The 15,370-nt window shown below is 54.3% G+C and carries 21 protein-coding genes; 2 read left to right on the plus strand and 19 right to left on the minus strand.

All coding sequences use genetic code 11. From position 1 onward, the window contains the following. Window positions 1-9: 9 nt before the first annotated feature. The 6 genes from U5K31_10560 to U5K31_10585 form a co-directional block, all read right to left on the minus strand. Window positions 10-1,089 carry a glycoside hydrolase family 43 protein gene (locus tag U5K31_10560; protein MDZ7773160.1) on the minus strand — a complete coding sequence of 360 codons (1,080 nt, stop codon included), beginning with the start codon at window positions 1,087-1,089 and terminating at the stop codon, window positions 10-12. Between the two features lie 110 nt (window positions 1,090-1,199). Further along, on the minus strand, window positions 1,200-2,153 hold the full coding sequence (locus U5K31_10565; protein MDZ7773161.1) for a histidine kinase dimerization/phosphoacceptor domain -containing protein: 954 nt from the start codon (window positions 2,151-2,153) through the stop codon (window positions 1,200-1,202). Window positions 2,154-2,246: 93 nt separating this feature from the next. Beyond that, window positions 2,247-2,447 carry a hypothetical protein gene (locus U5K31_10570; GenBank protein MDZ7773162.1) on the minus strand — a complete coding sequence of 67 codons (201 nt, stop codon included), beginning with the start codon at window positions 2,445-2,447 and terminating at the stop codon, window positions 2,247-2,249. Between the two features lie 36 nt (window positions 2,448-2,483). Continuing rightward, the gene (locus tag U5K31_10575) at window positions 2,484-3,065 is read right to left on the minus strand and encodes a periplasmic heavy metal sensor (protein ID MDZ7773163.1); all 582 of its coding nucleotides are present in this window, start codon (window positions 3,063-3,065) and stop codon (window positions 2,484-2,486) included. A gap of 2 nt (window positions 3,066-3,067) precedes the next feature. After that, the gene (locus U5K31_10580; protein ID MDZ7773164.1) at window positions 3,068-3,214 is read right to left on the minus strand and encodes a hypothetical protein; all 147 of its coding nucleotides are present in this window, start codon (window positions 3,212-3,214) and stop codon (window positions 3,068-3,070) included. Between the two features lie 19 nt (window positions 3,215-3,233). After that, the gene (locus U5K31_10585) at window positions 3,234-3,737 is read right to left on the minus strand and encodes an N-acetyltransferase (protein ID MDZ7773165.1); all 504 of its coding nucleotides are present in this window, start codon (window positions 3,735-3,737) and stop codon (window positions 3,234-3,236) included. A 201-nt stretch (window positions 3,738-3,938) separates the two neighbouring features. On the opposite strand from U5K31_10585, the gene katG reads away from it, so the two are divergent. Further along, entirely contained in the window at window positions 3,939-6,179 is a 2,241-nt protein-coding gene (gene katG / locus U5K31_10590) for a catalase/peroxidase HPI (protein MDZ7773166.1), read from the plus strand. Between the two features lie 8 nt (window positions 6,180-6,187). Here the strand turns inward: katG and U5K31_10595 are convergent, their stop codons facing one another. From U5K31_10595 to U5K31_10655, 13 genes are all read right to left on the minus strand, one after another. Continuing rightward, a complete protein-coding gene (locus tag U5K31_10595; protein ID MDZ7773167.1) occupies window positions 6,188-7,297 on the minus strand; it encodes a hypothetical protein in 1,110 nt (369 codons plus the stop codon). A 115-nt stretch (window positions 7,298-7,412) separates the two neighbouring features. Then, window positions 7,413-7,718, minus strand: coding sequence for a transcriptional regulator (locus U5K31_10600; protein MDZ7773168.1), 306 nt, complete (start codon window positions 7,716-7,718; stop codon window positions 7,413-7,415). Window positions 7,719-7,739: 21 nt separating this feature from the next. Then, window positions 7,740-8,366, minus strand: coding sequence for a hypothetical protein (locus U5K31_10605; protein MDZ7773169.1), 627 nt, complete (start codon window positions 8,364-8,366; stop codon window positions 7,740-7,742). Between the two features lie 107 nt (window positions 8,367-8,473). After that, a complete protein-coding gene (locus U5K31_10610) occupies window positions 8,474-8,710 on the minus strand; it encodes an SEC-C metal-binding domain-containing protein (protein MDZ7773170.1) in 237 nt (78 codons plus the stop codon). 188 nt (window positions 8,711-8,898) lie between these two features. Further along, a complete protein-coding gene (locus U5K31_10615) occupies window positions 8,899-9,231 on the minus strand; it encodes a hypothetical protein (GenBank protein ID MDZ7773171.1) in 333 nt (110 codons plus the stop codon). Further along, entirely contained in the window at window positions 9,228-9,575 is a 348-nt protein-coding gene (locus tag U5K31_10620) for a hypothetical protein (GenBank protein MDZ7773172.1), read from the minus strand. Before U5K31_10620 ends, U5K31_10615 begins: the two co-directional genes overlap by 4 nt. 125 nt (window positions 9,576-9,700) lie before the next feature. Next, window positions 9,701-10,267 (minus strand): hypothetical protein, encoded by a 567-nt coding sequence (locus U5K31_10625; GenBank protein ID MDZ7773173.1) that lies wholly within the window; start codon window positions 10,265-10,267, stop codon window positions 9,701-9,703. A gap of 442 nt (window positions 10,268-10,709) precedes the next feature. Next, window positions 10,710-10,997, minus strand: a complete 288-nt coding sequence (locus U5K31_10630) for a hypothetical protein (protein MDZ7773174.1) — start codon at window positions 10,995-10,997, stop codon at window positions 10,710-10,712. Window positions 10,998-11,048: 51 nt separating this feature from the next. After that, window positions 11,049-12,326 carry an APC family permease gene (locus U5K31_10635; protein ID MDZ7773175.1) on the minus strand — a complete coding sequence of 426 codons (1,278 nt, stop codon included), beginning with the start codon at window positions 12,324-12,326 and terminating at the stop codon, window positions 11,049-11,051. Between the two features lie 401 nt (window positions 12,327-12,727). Further along, window positions 12,728-13,036: a type II toxin-antitoxin system RelE/ParE family toxin gene (locus U5K31_10640; protein ID MDZ7773176.1), complete on the minus strand. Its 309-nt coding sequence runs from the start codon at window positions 13,034-13,036 to the stop codon at window positions 12,728-12,730. Continuing rightward, window positions 13,024-13,281 carry a type II toxin-antitoxin system prevent-host-death family antitoxin gene (locus U5K31_10645; GenBank protein MDZ7773177.1) on the minus strand — a complete coding sequence of 86 codons (258 nt, stop codon included), beginning with the start codon at window positions 13,279-13,281 and terminating at the stop codon, window positions 13,024-13,026. The genes U5K31_10640 and U5K31_10645 overlap by 13 nt, the downstream gene beginning before the upstream one ends. 182 nt (window positions 13,282-13,463) lie before the next feature. Then, complete coding sequence (locus U5K31_10650; protein MDZ7773178.1) at window positions 13,464-13,859, minus strand: type II toxin-antitoxin system death-on-curing family toxin; 396 nt, start codon at window positions 13,857-13,859, stop codon at window positions 13,464-13,466. After that, entirely contained in the window at window positions 13,859-14,065 is a 207-nt protein-coding gene (locus tag U5K31_10655) for a MazE family transcriptional regulator (GenBank protein ID MDZ7773179.1), read from the minus strand. The genes U5K31_10650 and U5K31_10655 overlap by 1 nt, the downstream gene beginning before the upstream one ends. A gap of 395 nt (window positions 14,066-14,460) precedes the next feature. On the opposite strand from U5K31_10655, the gene U5K31_10660 reads away from it, so the two are divergent. After that, window positions 14,461-14,985: a ferritin gene (locus U5K31_10660; protein ID MDZ7773180.1), complete on the plus strand. Its 525-nt coding sequence runs from the start codon at window positions 14,461-14,463 to the stop codon at window positions 14,983-14,985. Window positions 14,986-15,370 lie beyond the last annotated feature (385 nt).

Genomic DNA, 15,370 nt, shown 5'->3' on the forward strand with positions numbered 1-15,370 from the left:
TTAGGATATTCAGTCCAGCGGGTGCGCTTCCACGCCTTCAAACGTCATCTGCACCGGCTCGATGTAGCCTTCCTCGTCGAAGTACATCCGGTCGATAGAGACCGCCCGGTGGTGCGGATCGTCGGTGTCCAGTGGACGGCGGTGGTAGACGATGTACCACTTGTCGGAGTCGGGCGGATTGATCACGGAGTGATGTCCCGCCCCGCGTGCCACGGTGGAATCCTGCACCAGGATCTTGCCCACCCGTTCGAAGGGTCCGGTGGGTGAGTCGCCTATGGCGTAGGCCACGCTGTAGTCAGGTCCCGTCCATCCGCCTTCCGACCACATGAAGTAGTAGCGCCCGTCGCGCTTGAACACGAAGGAGCCCTCCACGTAGCTGTCCGGGGTGACCTCCTTGAAAATCTCCCCGTCCTCAAAAGGCTCCAGGCTCAGCAGGTCATCGCTCAGCTTCACCACGTTGCAGTGTCCCCATCCACCGTAATACATGTAGTGCTGTCCGTCGTCGTCGCGGAAGACGAACTGGTCAATGGGCTGTGCGCCGTTGTGGAACTCGCTGATGAGCGGCTCGCCCAGGGCATCCCGATAGGGCCCCTCGGGCTGGTCCGCCACCGCCACGCCGATGCCGCCCGGCTCGGTGTTGCTCTGAATGTCGTTGGCCCCGAAAAAGAGGTAGTACTGTCCGTTGGCCTGGATGGCGGAGGGGGCCCAGAGGGAGTAGGCGCCCCAGGAGACGTCGGTAAGCTTCAGTACTTTTTCGTGTTTGGTCCAGTTCACCAGGTCGGGCGAGGAGAAGATGTCAAACCAGGTCTGCATCAGGTACTGGTCGTTGATGGCGTTTTCGCGGAGCGCCAGCTGTTCCTCGCTGAAGCCAGTGAGGGTGTCAGGTTCGCCGTAATAGTCCGACAGCGTGGGGAAAATCCAGTAGGTGTCCCCGTAGATATTGGCCTCTGGATCAGCGTACCAGCCCTCGATCACCGGGTTGCCGGCGCGGGCGGTCTCTTCGTCGTCGGACGGCGGTTCGCCGGAGCAGGATGCCAGCAGGAGGATCAGGGAGAGGCAGGCAAGGAGGGTTGGGATTCGGTGGCGCATGGATTGGGGTTTGGCATTGATTGTCCTTGGCAATGAGCAGGTGCCAATCTGTACCGCCTAATCTGCCGGTTCAGAGCGGGAAAAGCAAGGGGCCGGCGGGCCTGAGGCGGTCAGATGTTGTGATGGGCGGCGCGTCCCCGGAAATCCTTGCTGCCGTCAAACGAAACGGAGATGTGCAGCCCGTCATCCATATGAATGCGTAGGGTACCGTCGAGCTGCTGGGATAGGAGTTCCAGCAATTCCAGCTCCAGGATCTGGTAGTCGGACGGGTCCGCTGGAAACTCGCCGGGCGGGGAATCCGAATGGACCTCCATGACGGTGGAGTCCTCCTCGCGAGTGAGTACGATGCGAAGAGTGGGTTCCCGGCTGCCGGTATTGCTCTGCTGGCAGACATAGCTGAGCGCTTCGTTGAGGAAGAGGGCGCAGGAGACCGCCTGCGTAACGTTGAGACGGACCGGTTCGGCCTGCAGCGATGGGTTGCCCTCCGACAGCTGAAAATGTTGAGTGACCAGCTCCACCAGTCCGGGCACCAGTTCGTCGAAGGGAATATTCGCCAGGCTTTCCGACTGGTAGACGTGTTCGTGCACCAGCGCAATGGACCCCACTCGCCGTACACTCTTGAGCAGGGTGTCCGAGGTCCGCTTGTGCTCCTCCTGGTAGGCCTGCAGTTGGATGAGACTTGAGATGAGGGCCAGGTTGTTTTTAACGCGGTGGTGGATCTCCGAGAGCAGCACCTCCTTCTCCAGGAGCGTCTCATTTAGTTTGTTGTGGCTGGCCTTCACCAGGAGGTAGACCAGCAGGGTGGAGAGGCTGACGAAGACCAGTCCCTTTACGGTCTGGTACCGGGCGACGACATCGGGGCTGTCCACCAGCTGCAGGAGGATGCGGTCGGAAAAGACGATCCAGAGCACGGAAACCACGCCGTATATCACAGCTACGTGAAGCGCATTCAATCTGGACAGTTTGTTGTATAGCTTCACCTTGATCGGGTCGGATAAACGGATCAGCGATTCCCGGCCTATGACGGTGGAGAGGAGACCGGCATTCAGGCTGGATATATACAAGATATTACATCATTTGCGGTACTAAAACAATTCTACGGTCCGATTGCGGCTTCGAGGGAGGAAGCCTTCGTCTATGGCCGAGCAGTTACATGGCTAATAAATATGCTCATTCATCTTCTCTTTCCACTTGATGTAGTTGCGGATGGCAAAGCCCCCGCAGACCAGCATGAGGGCGGCGTCCAGCAGGATGTTGCCCTCATGCGCCAGCTCGTAGAGAAAGTAGAAAAAGAGGACGGCGAAGATGGCCAGCACAATGAGGTTGTAGTAGGCGGGGGGTTCCTGGGAATGATCCATGACCGTGTGGTTTGGATGGAAACGATAGCCGACTGTTTACGGCCGGTGATGCTCGTGGGAGGCGTCCTCTTCGCCCTCCCCGGTGTAGCCGCGGATTTGGTCGTAGCGGGTGATCTGCTGCGGGCTGAGGATTTCCTTCATCTGGATATGTGCCTTCACATGTACCGCGCGGAGTTGTCCCTGCAGGCCTCCAATGGCGGTGAGCAGGGAGTCAACCTTGGATGAGGTGGCGCCGCCATTCTCAAAGAGATCGTTCAGCTCCCGCTCGGCCGCAACGTAGCGCTCACCCAGTGCGACGGCGCGATTCTTCATGCGGTCAAAAAGAGCCTCTGCCTGGGTGAGCTGCGCCTCGGTAAGCTCCAGTTCCGTGGCCAGGTCCAGCACGTGGCGGGGACCCGGGTAGTGGTTCAGTTCGGCCACCAGGGAGAGTCCCATGCCCTCTCCCTCCAGGTAGCCCCGCACCTCCTCGGCGGTCATTGCCTTAATATCGCGAACTTGCTGTCCTGCGTAGTCCGAATCCTGCTTTTGCGTGTTTTGGTTGTCCCCGCATCCAGCCAGGAGTGCAGGCAGCAGGAGTGTGGCGAGGGTGATTCGTGCTATGATGTTGGGAGTTATCATTCCTACAGGTCTTGGTAAGATTTTAGTCTGTGGTGATGAAGTACCGTATAGACAGCCGTTGCCAGGAAGGGCTCGGCCGAGAGGGCGATGCCCATATTAAGGCTGATAACGCCAATAAGAAAGACCATCCCCAGCAGGCGTGATTTCATCAATCTTGGTTTATGGTCGTCAGGCATCAGCAAAAGCGGGATGGTAGCGCACGGTTCCGGAGACCTGCTCCAGGCAGCCGGCCGTGAGTTGAAGGGCCATGAAGGCCTCCGGGGGTACCTCCCACGTACAGGAAAGTCCAAAATGATGTGCAGGTACAAAGCCGAAACGCGGATAGTAGGCCGGGTGTCCCAGCACCACCACGGCACAGGCCTGCAGCTCACGGCATTTCTGAAGGCCCTCTTTGACCAGCCCAGCTCCGATGCCGCTTCGCTGGCGGCCGGGAAGCACCGCCATCGGACCCAGTCCCATGGCTTTCAGCTCAGGGTGGCCGTCGATGGAGACCGGGGAGAAGAAGATGTGTCCCACAATTTCTCCATCCTCCTCGGCGACCAGGGAGATCGTGGGTTCGGTTTCCCTGCGCAGACGTTCCACCAACGCCGCTTCTGAGGTGGATTCAAAGGCGGCGGTGTTTAAGGCGCGGACGGCGCCGTGGTCTTTTGGTTCTTCTTTTCGGATGACCATACGAATGGTTCCAGTTGGAGAAAATACATATTGGAGACCTTCCGGGAAACACCCACTGCCTTGCACGCGCCGGGGCCTGCGCGTGATAACCAGAAGGAATACGGTTCATAGCCAGAAACAATCAACAAGTCAGCGAATATTTCATATAATTAATCACTTGCAAAAAAGGATCCAGAAAACCAACCAAACTCCGACGATCCCATGGGTAACGATACCGGTCAGAACAGCCACGCACAGGAAATGGAAGGCGATATCTCCAAATGCCCCTTTCACAACGGTTCGCAGCGCCAGAGTGCAGGCGGCGGCACCGCCAACCGCGACTGGTGGCCGAACAAGCTGAATCTTGACATCCTCCGCCAGCACACCTCCAAGTCCGACCCGATGGGAGAGGATTTCGACTATGCCGGGGAATTCCAGAAGCTGGACCTGAAGGAGGTCAAGGAGGACATCTTCGACGTAATGACCGACTCCCAGGAGTGGTGGCCGGCTGACTGGGGACACTACGGGCCGCTGTTCATCCGCATGGCCTGGCACAGCGCAGGCACCTACCGCGTGGCCGACGGCCGAGGGGGTGCCGCCACGGGCAACCAGCGTTTCGCGCCCGTGAGCGCCTGGCCTGACAACGTGAGCCTGGACAAGGCGCGCCGCCTGCTCTGGCCCGTCAAGCAGAAGTACGGACGCAAGCTCTCCTGGGGCGATCTTATGATTCTCGCCGGGAACTGCGCCCTGGAGTCCATGGGCTTCGAAACCTTCGGCTTCGGGGGAGGACGCGTGGACGTCTTCGAACCCGAGAAGGATATCAACTGGGGACCCGAGAACGAATGGCTGGCCGATGAGCGCCACGACGACGACGGCAACCTGGAGGGGCGCCTGGCCGCAGACCATATGGGACTCATTTATGTGAATCCCGAGGGACCCAACGGCGAGCCGGATCCTGCCAAGTCCGCCAAGTTTATCCGCCAGTCCTTTAAACGCATGGCCATGGACGATTACGAGACCGTGGCCCTGATTGCCGGGGGACACACCTTCGGGAAGGTGCACGGCGCGGCTCCCGAGGAGCACAACGGACCCGATCCCGAGGAAGCTCCCATCGAGCAGCAGGGACTGGGCTGGTCCAACGACTACGGCACCGGCAAGGGCCCCGACACCATCACCAGTGGACTGGAGGGCGCCTGGACCGACCATCCGATCGAATGGGATATGGGCTTTTTCGAGAACCTCTTCAACTACGAATGGGAGCTGACCAAAAGCCCTGCCGGCAAGTACCAGTGGGCGCCCAAGAACGAGGAGGCGCAGGAGACCGTGCCCGATGCGCACGATTCCGACAAGAAAAACGCGCCCATGATGCTGACCACGGACCTCGCCCTGAAGGTGGATCCGGAGTACGAGAAAATATGCCGACACTTCTGGGAGAACTCCGACGAGTTCGCCGACGCCTTCGCCCGCGCCTGGTTCAAACTGGTGCACCGGGATATGGGACCCAAATCGCGTTACCTGGGTTCTGAGGTTCCGGAGGAAGACCTGCTTTGGCAGGATCCCATCCCCGAGGTGGACCATGAGCTGGTGGACGAGAACGACATTGACGATCTGAAGGAGAAGATCCTCGACTCCGCCCTTACAGTTTCCGAGCTGGTCTCCGCCGCCTGGGCGTCGGCCTCCACCTACCGCGGATCCGACATGCGCGGAGGCGCCAACGGTGCGCGGGTGCGCCTGGCTCCCCAGAACAACTGGGAGGTGAACAAGCCCGAGCAGCTTGACAGGGTGCTTGACACCCTGGAGGAAATCCGGGAGCAGTTCAACCAGTCGCAGTCCGGCGACAAGCAGATCTCCCTGGCCGACATAATTGTGCTGGGAGGCTGCGCCGGTGTCGAACAGGCGGCCCAGGATGCCGGACACGACGTGAGCGTACCCTTCACGCCGGGACGTGCCGACGCCTCGGCCGAACAGACCGACGAGGAGTCTTTCGAGTGGCTCAAGCCCGAAGCCGACGGTTTCCGCAACTACTACAACCCCGGCCTGCGCAAGGCCACGCCCGAGGAGCTGCTGGTGGACAAGTCGCAGCTGCTCGCTCTTTCCCCGCCTGAAATGACCGTGCTGCTGGGCGGCATGCGGGTGCTGGACACCAACTACGACGACTCCGATCACGGGGTCTTCACCGACCGCCCCGGCACCCTTTCCAACGACTTCTTCCTGAACCTGCTCGACCTGAGCACCGAATGGAAGCCCAGGACCGATGAGCGCAAGGTCTTCGAGGGACGCGACCGCGACTCCGGCGAGGTGAAGTGGACGGCCACCCGTGCAGATCTTGTTTTCGGCGCCAACTCCGAGCTCCGCGCCCTTGCGGAGGTCTACGGTAGCGCGGACTCCGAAGAAAAGTTTGTGGATGACTTCGTAGCCGCCTGGGACAAGGTGATGAACCTGGACCGCTTCGACCTGAAGTAGGTTCCGCCTCAGCCAAATCCGAAAATCGGCGGCACGGCGATCACCATGGCTGCGGCCCAGACGGCGTAAACCGTCAGGTAGCGGGTCTGCCAGGACTCCAGCTCGGCAAAATTGCCGCGCCCGCGCAGGAAGTGCACGTAGAGCAGGGCCGACCATGCCAGGTTCACCAGCAGAATCAGGTTGAGTCCCAGAGTCACCGTGCGGTTGGGCGTGAATCCCCATTCGCTGATACGTCCCCCTATGGCCCAGAGCGCCACCGCATCAGCCATCAAGGCGGCAATAACCAGTCCCACCTGCAGCCAGTCGAAGATGCCCGGCGGCGCTTCGCGGTCGCGGGCGGAGATGGAATAGAGGAGGAGTCCAAGGACCAGCACCAGCAGCATGTCAAAGGCGATGAGCACCTCCCGTTCGATATCCACCGCCCGTCCGGTCCACAGCAGGGTGCCCAGGAAAGTCAGCAGCACCAGGGAGAAGAGCGGCGTAAAAATCCGCGCCAGAAGGGGCGCCAGGTTCTCCATGACGTGTTGTCGGTTTTCCACCAGCCAGGAGGCGAAGATTACGGCGCCGGTCGCCCCACAGGGCAGCAGCCACGACTCGAAGAAGTGTTCGATGTCCACGTCGATGGTGCCGAAAATCAAGGCCATGAATCCGGTCAGCACTCCTCCGCCCAGCGCCAGGAGCGCGTAATATATCACGAGCTCGCCCGAAAAGCGGATAAAGTCCATGCGCCCTTCCGTCCTGCTCCAGCGTCCCCCGGCGTAGGCGATACCCACCACCAGCCAGAGTGCCACGGGAATATGCAGCGTCACGATGGCGGTGGTGTCGCCCTGCGGCACGTAGGGATAGACGTTGGCGAAGACGCCCGCCGCTACGAAGGCCGCGGCCAGCCAGGGTAGAATGCGGGTGTCGTGCAGGCGTTTCCACGCGAAGTAGACGGTCAGCAGGGGCAATACAAAGAGGGAGAGGTTGCGTAGGTAGAATCCTTCGTGTTCTCCAAGCTGGAGTCCGAAAAGTTCGGGAAGCTTGATAAGCGCGGCGGCCGCGGTCGCCAGGCCGAAGGCGACCAGCGCTTCGGTGAGATTCTCACCTGACAGGTTGTGTTGGGAGGACGATTCCATGGTTGGTACGGCTATTTTAGGGTTCAGGATTCTTTGGCAGAGAGGGCGTGAGTGTTGGAAAGTACTTTGTTTTTCAAAGTATTGATGTAAAAAAAGTTGCGGTTCCGGTGCCGTTCTATTTTTGCGATTCGATAATCTTCTCAAGGGCCGCCAGGTGCCTCTCGAAAGCATCGCGTCCCTCCTCCGTCATATAATAACTGGTGTTGGGCTTGCGATCGACGAAGGATTTGTCCACCCCGATGAACTCTTCCTTCTCGAGGGTCTTCAGGTGGCTGGCCAGGTTGCCGTCGGTTACATCCAGATACTCCTTGAGTGAGGTGAAGTCGAGTGAGTCGTTTACCGCCAGGGCGGACATGATGCCCAGGCGTATGCGGCTCTCGAAAGCCTTGTGCAGGTCGTTAAAGGATACGTTTCTAACCATCGGAATAGGGTTCAAGACGGTTCACCGCTCGTACCTGAGGTACATGTAGGATCCGTAGAGGATGTGGACCGCCCCGAATCCGACGGCCCAGATCAGCAGGCTGTATGCCACGAACCAACAGGCCGCCAGCCCCAGTGCGATCTGTATCAGTCCAAGCACCCGCACGTCGTCGTAGGTAAATTTGCTCGCCGTATAGAGGGCCAGCCCGTAAAAAAGCAGCGTGACCGGGGCGATCAGCCCGATGACTCCTTTGGCGTAGAGAATGACGGCCAATACACCACCCGCCGCCAGGGGCACCGCCATATTGGCCACCAGCCGGCGGGAGGTGGCGTTCCAAAAGGTCTCCTCCCTGCGTTTGGCCTTGCGGTAGGAGAGAAAGATGGCGGTACTCACCGCCAGAATCATTACCAGCAGGGCCACGAAGGCGACCTTCGGCATGTCGGCGTACATGCTGCCGGGTCCTGTTGCGGTATAAAAGAGAGCGTCTGGATTAAAATCATAAACGCTGTGCACCACCCAGGCGCCCGCCAGGGCGTAGATGCCCGCCATCACCCCCGCCAGCCCGGAGAGCGACATAAACCTGGATGAGCGCTCCATCATGGTGCGGATTTCCGCGATATCCTTTCCGTAGTCCCGTTCTGCAGCCATTGCGGTTTGTCTTGTTCAAAGTACTTTCTAATTCAAAGTAGAGTAATGCGGGATGATATGCAAGAGGAACGGTGGAGGAAGTTTAAGTCTGTGGGTATGGTAGGGGCTTAATGGCAGTGCTGGTGCGTGGCCGACCACTGCTCGCCCGGCGGACAGTCCTGCGCATTGTCGCCGCCTGAAAGGGCAATACTGGTAAAGTAGATGCCCAGTATAATCGCGATAATCAGTCCAATAACCCCCAGGTTGGATTTCAGCGATGAACGCTCCTTTTCCATGCAGCAGTTTTTGTACTTGCGTCCGCTTCCGCAGGGGCAGGGATCGTTTCGGTCGGGCGTGTCAGACATGGCCGGGATGGGTTGGTGCGAAAGTATCGTGAATGGGGGACTCGTGTCCGCTGCCCGCAATCTTACGGTATACCGCGAGAAAAGCAAGGGATTTCAAGTCAGGCGTCTCCCTCATTTATTTTCCACATGTCTCCGCCAGATGTCCCTGGCCTGCTCCAAGGTTCGTATCCAGGGTCGGGTCATACCAGTCACCATTCGTTCATGCCCTTGCCTTCGAAGATCTTATCGCGATGCTTATTGATGCGCCGCGAGCGGGTCTTCGACTGCTTGGCCCCGTTGAAATGGGGGTAGTCGGGGATGCGGTTTTTCTCAAAGTCCACTTCCCTGCCGGCCTTTTCCAGCTTGATGGCCTCATCGATATAGGTGCGCAGGATCTCCTCTACCTCCGTAATTTCGTCGACACTCTGGAAGCGGATCACCCGTCCTGACTGCGTGTTCGGTCCCGGTTTCTCCAGCAGCTTGCGGAATTCGTCCTGCCAGCTTTCGGCATTGCGCAGGAAAGCATCTACATCGGAATTCATGCGGAATCCCCGTCGTTTTTTGAAGGCCCTTCGGGCGAGAGCGATACGTCTTCATCCTCGCGGCTGCCCAGCAGAACATAGCCCATAATACCTGCTACCCCAAGAGCAAGCACTTCCAGGGCCAGCAGTTCGTAGGCAATGGAGGCCTCCTCGGATGCAATCCGGTAGCCGCCCTCGGCGCCGACCGCCCGATCATAGGAGCGTACGAAGACGAGGGGCTGCTGGTAGATGGGACTCCACCTGAGCTCTTCTGTGGATTGCACGCGCCAGGGACAGAGAAATACCACCGCCAGAAGCACCATGCATACGGCCGCGGCGAGTAACTGGCGCTGGGGATCGTTCATGGCGTTGGCCTACTCAAGGTTGAGGCGGTCGCTCGAATATTGGAGCGATCTATTTGATTTTGAAATCAAATAACGAAGAGGGGGGCATTTAATCAATGTTGGCGTGATGCCCCTGGTACTTTCAACTAAAAATGGAAGCCTATCCGAAGGTTTAGATTCACAGCCAGTTCGCTGTCGTTTTCGGCATAGCCGGCCTGTTTGGCAAAAATGTACCGGTATCCGATTCCCAAGCCTGCCTCGAAGTTGAAATGCCTCCCAATGCTTCTCCGAATGGACCACGTGGGGATGATGGAAATATCACTGACGATGCGAATGTTGTCGTAATTCGAGATTACAAACCAGCTGGGGTGATAGCTGGTCTTTACAGACAGGAAGTTGCCGCTGTTGTTGGCAATGGTTCGTGACTTGCGGAGGCGATTCGTGAGGTTGTAATACCATCGCGGCTCCAGGGATAGGACAGGCGTGAACACATAGCCCGTTCGATCATAGATGCTCCCTCCAAAGAGTTCTGTGTCCAGTCCCACTTCGCTGCGCAGGGCGATGGCGTTCGAAAGGCGGTATTCGTTGTGTCCCCATATCCCTAGAAATCCCGCCTGCACTCCATAGAGCGTTTTCTCTACATTGGCTTGTTGGGCATGAGCGCCTGCGGGAAAGGCGATGAGGAAAATCAGGATGGACAGAATGTTTCTCATATGATGAATTTTCTCTCCTGGAACTTCTTTAAAAATTATGTACGGTAACAGGGTGAAGCCCTGGTCATGCGGTTTGCTATCGCCCGGCCGAGGCAATTCGCTTGGCCAACACGATGGCCAGGACCACTCCGACGATGAATCCACCAACCTGACTTCCCAAAATAGTGCCTATGGTGGTACAGACGACAAGCAGGACGATGAGTAGTATAAAATTTTTCAACTTGAGCCTCCAATGTGATCTGTTATCCGCCTTCCTTCCTTGCAATGCATTTCCTGTGTAGAATTTCAAGGCATGGCATGGGACAGAAAATGGTAATATGAGCGAATTCCCTGGGAAATGCTACTCCGGGCCAGGCGCAGGTGAGGGGTCCCTTTATGACTCCTTTACAATTGTCCCATTGCAGTGTCTTGTGGAAACGGGGGAATCAACGGCCTCTGTATGTTATACTTCTCTATCCTCAATCTCCTTCAACTCCCAATAAATCCGATCCATTTCCTTCTCGATCTTTTGGTTTTTCGCGTGATTCGCGGTTGCGGCAATATGGCCAAGAAGAATATCCAGATCTCCCAATGTCATTTTGACCACATATTTGGTTCCATGTTGGACAGCCAGGTTCAATAGCTGCTCGATTTCCGGATCAATGAAGGTGTGCTCCAGAATCAGGGCACGATCTTCGTCCGTTATGGGAACTTCAATATTCTCATCGTATATATTCCGTTTATCTGTCATCTCAGCTTTTTCTTGTTTCGGGTTTCCTCTCTATGCAGCCTCCTAAGGGTGTCAGCTTGTGATCCTTATGGTAATGAAGTGCCAAAGAAGCCCTATGGCAATCAGCGCTATACCCGTGATGAAAATTTGGGGTTCAATCCAGATTGTTAGGAAGAGACATCCCAATAAGCCCATGGCCGGAATCCAACGCGGGTACAATCGCAACTCCTCCGGCATTACAAAGGCGGAGAGGTTGGTGATGGCGTAATAGATGAGAACGGTAAACGCACTGAAAGACCATGTGAATACAACGTCCCCACTCAATACAAGTATCCCAATAATTGCTCCCGTCATCCAAACGGCATACATTGGACTTTTGGTGCCGGAATCGATGTATGCCAAAGAGCCGGGCAAGTCGCTACGCCGAGCCATGCTGAGTATTACGCGGGAGAGACCAAGTATTAAATTCAACAGTACGCCCATCATTGCAGTTATGGCAGCCAGAGTAATCACCGGCCCGATTACCGGCACCGACAATACCTGGGCTACCATCATCAGTGGAGCCGCTTCGCCCTCCACCGTCTGACCAAACGCTGTGGCTCCCATTACCTGCAGTGCGGTAAGCGATACGGCAAGATACAAGATCACTATAAACACCATAGCCAGGATTATGGCTCTGGGTATGGTCGTGCGAGGCTCAGCCACCTCTTCGCCGAGCGTGGCAATACGTCCATAACCCGTGTAGGCTACAAACATCAGGGCGGAAGCATATAGAATGGATGAAACTGAAATGTCGGTAGCGGCGTCGGCAATGGGCTGCGTTGGCAGGCCATTGACAAATAGCCCGGCAACTACCAGTGAGGCAAGGCCGATCAGGGTTACGGATACAATATATTTATTTGCCCTGTTGCTGCGGCTGATTCCTCCGGAGACCAGATAGGTCATGATGAGAAGCATCAGGAGGCCGACGGCTACCATACCCCAATTGGACAATTCGCTGTTGAAGGCATATAAGAGGTAGCCCACGCAGCCCAGCACAGCGGTAGCCGCCGAGGCTGATTTCGCGATTAGGAACATCCATCCCGCGGTAAAACCGAAATAGGAATTGATGAACTTATTTCCGTATTCGTAGGTGCCTCCGCTTACTGGGTGAGCCGCTGCAAGCTGCGCACTACTGAGACCGTTTAACGTGGCAAGAACGGCAGCTATGATGATAGCGATTACAATTCCATTGCCGGATACCTGGGTGGCAATGGCAATGCTGACAAATATCCCAGTTCCAACGATGGACCCCAGTCCCATTAAAATGGCACCGGGTGTTTTTATGGCGCGCTGCAGTTCGTCTGTCATGATGTTTTCAGTTGCCAGTATTGAACCTGCTACCTACGACATTGCCCAGGGCAATATCCGCCTGACCTGACAGAGCTCCATTGATACTGACGGCCAATTCCGGCGCACTCGTTCCGAATGCTACGACTGTTAAACCGATAATAAGTGGGGTAATTCCCAAGGCAGCCGCTATTTTTGATGTTCCCCGGACCAACACTTCTGCTCCCAAAATTAGAAAGGCTAAACCAGCAATAAAAAGTAGAGGAGTCATTAACATTTTGTGTCTAAGTTAAATGCCACCTAACGTGTAGAAAATACCCTGTGGGGAACTGCAATTGCCCTTTAACAGACATTCCGGGAACCGCAAGGCATTGTAGAGGAAGTGGTTTTTCCCTGTCAGGTTGATTTGCTGGTAAGACCATTTATCTGGCCTTCAGTGTCTTAAGATAAAGCAGTTGCTCAAACCGTAGGATGTGGATGATAAAGACCCGGCCTGATTCTTTTTCATGCCGAAAGAATATACGGCATGGAGATACGATCATTTGTTGATAGATGGAGTCTGGAATCTCCTGAAGAATATTTCCACTGTCGGGCTGACGCTTAAGTCGTTTAACTTTACTGAAAACCTCTTGGACAAGATTTTTTGCACTTTTGGGATTGTCCAAAGAGCTGTAATCCGCAATTTCATCCAACTCCTGAAGAGCCGGTTCCGTCCAAATTACTTGAGCCATCGAGCCATTCGCTCCTCGGCTTTTTCATGAGGGACCACCCGTCCTTCGAGAATAGCTTTTTCCCCCCGAGCCAATCCCTCCAGGAGTTTTAACTTTCTCTGGATTTCTTCGAAATGCTCCACGTCTACGAGATAGGCGGAGGGTTTACCATGCTCGGTAATTAGCACCGGTTCCTTTTCTTCGTGAAGCTCTTCCAGGAGCTTGGTTGCGTGACGCTTGAGGGTAGTGACGATTTCTGTCTTCATAGTGATACTAAAGTATTACTTATTTGGTTGATAGGCAATGAGGAGGGATAAATGGTCTAACGTGTGGCAAATAATCTGCGTGGTTACTAAGAATTTAATTTAACAGATTGAAGAGTACCCGCAAGAGGAAAGGGGGTGAAAGCGTATCTGCCACGTCAGTTAATTTGCATGGTTAGTCGTATTTAATCCTTTAGAGAGACGTGGGCAGCAAGATGCTTGGCGACGTCCTCCTTGGATTTTTTCTTGGTCACGAAGTCTAACACCAGATCAGCCAGTTCTTCATCATGGGATTCCTCCACTCCATATCCGTTCAGATATAAAAAGGTCAAGGCAGAAGCCAAGGCTGTTCTTTTGTTACCGTCGACGAAGGGATGTCGGGTAGTCAGGCAAGCAATGTAGCTGGCGGCCATGCCGAATAGGTCCTGCAGATACTCTCCACTGAAGCTGGCTTTGGGAGCTTCGACGCATGCCTTGATGCCATCATTATCCCGGATGTTGGGCTCTCCCCCGGCAGCTTGAATTTCCTGGTTGTGGATAAACAGAATATCCTCCAGGGATAGAAAGGAGGGATCGTTCATTACTCACCCAGCTTATCAAGGGATTTGCGGTGCTTTTTGCTGACTTCCCTGTAGGCCGATTGGGCATCCACTTTTTTGATAAGAAGTCCTTCGTCTTGGGGAATGATTTCCACCTTATCGTCTTCTTCAACCTTGAGAAGTTTGAGAAGAGCTTTCTCCAAGATGATACCTCGGCTGTTACCAATATTTTGCAGTTTTTTAATCATGAATGCTATTCCTGTGTTATAACTTCGTTGCCAACATAAGAATACGAAATTAACAGCAAAAAAGTATAGATGGGCGACAGATTAATACGGCTAACGGCCCAGCGCGAAACCGGCAGGCGCCAGAATGTCGATTTCGTTTAAAACGAAAGATTAACTAATATGAAAGGGAGGCAAGGAGGTGGCGAAGCCTGTCCGCCGTTGACGCGCTTGTTAGGTGGCTGGGACTTTTGGAAGTAATAGTAAGCATTTTTTAATGCCTGAGATTACACATGTCCTTTCAATAGAGTCACACAATGTATTTAATAATAAGTATATATAGGACAATTTAGTAGTATAATAGTATGTTTTCGACAGATAAAAAACCAGCCACTAATTGAAAATAAAAACTTAATACTATGATTAAGTCAAATATAGAAGAAGAAATAAACAATCAGATTCAAGAAGAGTTTCAGTCGGCGTATGCTTATTTGGCAATGTCGGCGTGGTTTGAAGAAAAAAGCCTCAGTGGCTTTGCAAGCTGGCTGAAAGCCCAGTGGCAAGAGGAAATAGAACATGCCATGAAGTTCTATAATCACCTGATTCAAAGAGACGGGCGACCAATATTACAAGATATTGAAAAACCAAAAGTGCAATTTGATTCTCCGCGGAAAGCGTTCGAATTGGCTCTTGAACAGGAGCAGCATATTACTAAACGTATCCACAAGATGTATAAGCTTGCCAGAGAGGAAGACGATTATCCGCTCGAAAGTTTATTACATTGGTTCATTGATGAACAGGTAGAGGAAGAGGAGATGGTGCACGATATTATTGATAAACTAAAATTAGTTGGAGAAGAAGGTTCTGGACTGTACTTACTAGACCGCGAGATGGGAGAAAGACAAGGCCAGAATGGAAATGAAGCAGAGCAAAGCAAAAACTAAATATAACCAACCTATTATTAGTTGAGTTGGTTGTAAATACTCCCCCCAGATTCAAGGGGGAGGGATTTATTTGTCTTTAAAATTGTTTTTAAAAGCACTAATATAATTCAATAAAAGCTGAATCGGGTAAAACCGTAGTTGCTTTTCCGTTAAATCACTAGCTGATACGTCGTGGAATGGCACATGTGAAGATACGCTAGCAACATAAGCATTAAATGGGATAACAATTTTTAGCAGCTCTGCTATTTTAAACGGTAAAATTTGACAAAGCCACCTAACGACCGTGTGGAGTATAACCTGTGCGGAGTTTATAACTCTACACAAGTATGTTTCTTTAAATCTGACTGAACCCTTCTAGAACAGCAAGTCCGCATCAGGTTCATGC

It is taken from the genome of Balneolaceae bacterium (assembly GCA_034521445.1).
Taxonomy (GTDB): Bacteria; Bacteroidota; Rhodothermia; order Balneolales; family Balneolaceae; genus JAXHMM01.